Origin of the sequence: Streptomyces sp. W16, assembly GCF_033194735.1 — a bacterium.
Taxonomy (GTDB): domain Bacteria; phylum Actinomycetota; class Actinomycetes; order Streptomycetales; family Streptomycetaceae; genus Streptomyces.
Map to the genome: position 1 here is coordinate 1 of NZ_JAWOAI010000869.1, position 2,535 is coordinate 2,535.

2 protein-coding genes are annotated in these 2,535 nt (G+C 70.1%); one reads left to right on the forward strand and one right to left on the reverse strand.

The window, feature by feature from the left end:
- On the forward strand, positions 1–798 hold a 798-nt coding region (locus R6V09_RS50695), incomplete at its 5' end, for an Lrp/AsnC family transcriptional regulator (protein ID WP_317888181.1).
- A gap of 77 nt (positions 799–875) precedes the next feature.
- On the opposite strand, the gene R6V09_RS50700 is transcribed toward R6V09_RS50695, so the two are convergent.
- Positions 876–2,216 (reverse strand): jacalin-like lectin, encoded by a 1,341-nt coding sequence (locus tag R6V09_RS50700; protein ID WP_317888182.1) that lies wholly within the window; start codon positions 2,214–2,216, stop codon positions 876–878.
- Positions 2,217–2,535 lie beyond the last annotated feature (319 nt).

The following is a 2,535-nucleotide window of genomic DNA, read 5'->3' on the forward strand; positions in this document are numbered from 1 at the left end:
CGGATCCGCTGCCGCCCCGACCGGGTCGGCCCGCTCGCCGACGTGCTCACCCGCCGGCCCGACATCGCCTACGCGGGACTGGCGTCCGGCGGTTCGGAGATCATCTGCGTCATCAGCGCACCGGTCCACGTGCCGCGCGACGACGTCCTGCTCCGCCAACTGCCCAAGTCCGCCTCGGTGTTGGACGTCAGCATCGACCTGCTCATCCATCCCTTCGGCACGTCGGGCAGAAGCGACTGGACGGGCTATGGCGGCCACCTCACGCCCGATCAGGTACGACACGTCGTGGGCGACCGGCCTTCCGCCCCCACCGGACCACCCGCGCGCCTCACCGACGAGGACACCCCGCTGCTCGACGCGCTCGCGGAGGACGGGCGCGCCACGCACACCCAACTCGCCGACGTCACCGGCTGGTCCACGGCTCGGGTGGCCCGGCGCCTCGACGCCCTGGAGAACTCGGGTGCCCTCATCTACGACGTCGAACTGCTCGCCGCACGGCTCGGGTTCGCGCTCAACGCCACCCTGTGGCTGCGCGTCTCCCCGGCCCGCCTCGAAGGTGTCGGCGAGGAGATCGCGGGCCACGACGAGGTCGCCTTCGCCGCCGCCATCAGCGGCGACTCCAACGTGATGGCCGTCGTCATCAGCCGCGACACGGAGGACCTGTACCGCTACCTGACCACCAAGGTCGCCGCGGTCCCCGGCATCGACGGCTACGCCGTGAGCATCCATGTGCACCGCCTGAAGCAGGCCACCTCGCTCATCTCGCGCGGACGGCTGGTGCCCCCGGCGTTCGCGTAGGGCGGCCGGAGCGCACCGGGCCGGACCACCCGCGACAGCGGGTGATCCGGCGGACGGACGTGATGCGGTGGGGCGGGTCAGCGCTTCGTGTAGATGAAGCCGACCTTGTCCAGCTCGTCGCCGGAGCGTCCGTGGAAGCCGGCGATCTGCCAGCCGGACGGGGCGGTGCGGGTCACGCAGTCCGAGGTGGTGGTGCCACCGGCCAGGGTGTTGCCCAGGTTGGTGGTGAACTTGGCGTAGAAGATCCGCGTGGTGTCGTTGTACTTGCTCTCGCACAGGTACGCCGTCGTCACGTACTCGCCGCTGCCCAGCGTCAGCGAGGACGCGGTGCCGCCGGTCCCGCCGTGGGTGAGTGTGGTGCCGTTGGCGAGGGTGATGCCGACCTGGTCGACGCGGGAGCCGGCACGCAGCGAGATCTTGGTGGCGCGGGCGGCGGCCGGGACGCTGTCGATGTCCTGGTAGTAGTCGCCGTGCGGGCCGCCGAACTGCTCGCTGAGCTGGTAGTCCGCGCTCTGCGACCAGGTGAAGCCGACCGTGATCGGGTCGTGGTCGGAGAGCATCAGCCCGTCCGAGGTGAGGAACTTGGCGTGCTCGTTGTTGTACGAGGTCGCGTTCAGCGTCACGAGCTTGCTGCTGCGGTAGAGGACCTTGTCCACGACCTCGCAGGTGTTGGGCACGGTGGCCCCGGTCTGGTCGCACAGCAGCGTGTCGCTGCCCTTGGCCGGTGCGACGCCGCCGCGGATCACCTTGACCCAGGCGTCGGTGAGCCCGTTGGCCGCGCCGAACTCGGCGATCGTGTCGGCGGTGCGGGTGTAGCGGGTGTTGGTGTCACCCATGACGACGACCGCGTTGCCCGCGGAGTGGGACTGGATGAACGTGGTGAGCTGGCTGAGGTTGTCCGCGCGGGACGCCTCGTCGCCGTCGTTCGTACCCGCGTTGGTGTGCAGGTTGTAGAAGTCGACGTACACGCCCTCGGAGAGGCGCTCGCGCATGAACGTGAAGCCCTTGGGGGTCAGGCAGTCGCCCGAGTCGACCTGGCAGGAGTTCCAGCCGACCCGCTCGAAGTCGTCGCCGTCCCAGGCGTAGTTGGAGACGGTGTTGAGCCCGCTGCCGATGCCCGCGCCGCCGCTGGTCGCGGTGCGGTAGGGGTGGGTGTCGGTGGAGTACAGGTAGGCGTGGTAGTTGAAGTCCTCCTGCACGTTCACGATGTCGTACGGGGCGATGCGCGTGCCGATCTCGGTGGTGCTCGTGTCGCGCGGCGTCGAGGCGCTGGACAACCACTCCGGCAAGCCGGCGACGTTGTACGTGAGCACGCTGAAGCTGCCCGACGTTGCGGCGGCGGCCGGAGTGGCGGCGGCCAGCGTGATCCCGCCCAGGGCCGCGGCAGCGGCCGCCAGACAGGCGAGAAGTCTGCGCATGGGGAAGTGCCTCCTGCGGAGTGACAGAGGGGGAGGGTGATGCAGCGGTCATGTCAAAATGTAGCGACAAGCGCTTGCTATGGCTCCCCTCCGGCTGCACTGAATCGCGAATTCCGCGTGACGCCGAGATGGCCAAGTCCCCCTGTGTGCCCGTTTGTTGACGGTGTGCCGCGTTGTGCCCGGCCGCCGTGCGGGCCCGACGCGGCACATCCGGTCCCGGTCCGGTCAGGCGGGCGTCGGCCACACCTCCGGCGACCGGCCCAGCAGCCGTAGCGCCTCCTCCAGTGGGCCGGTGCCCTCCGGTACCTCCAGGGCGGGG

Excerpts from the sequence above, each read along its gene's own strand:
- R6V09_RS50700 (WP_317888182.1), bottom strand. The coding sequence starts at position 2,216 with ATGCGCAGACTTCTCGCCTGTCTGGCGGCCGCTGCCGCGGCCCTGGGC.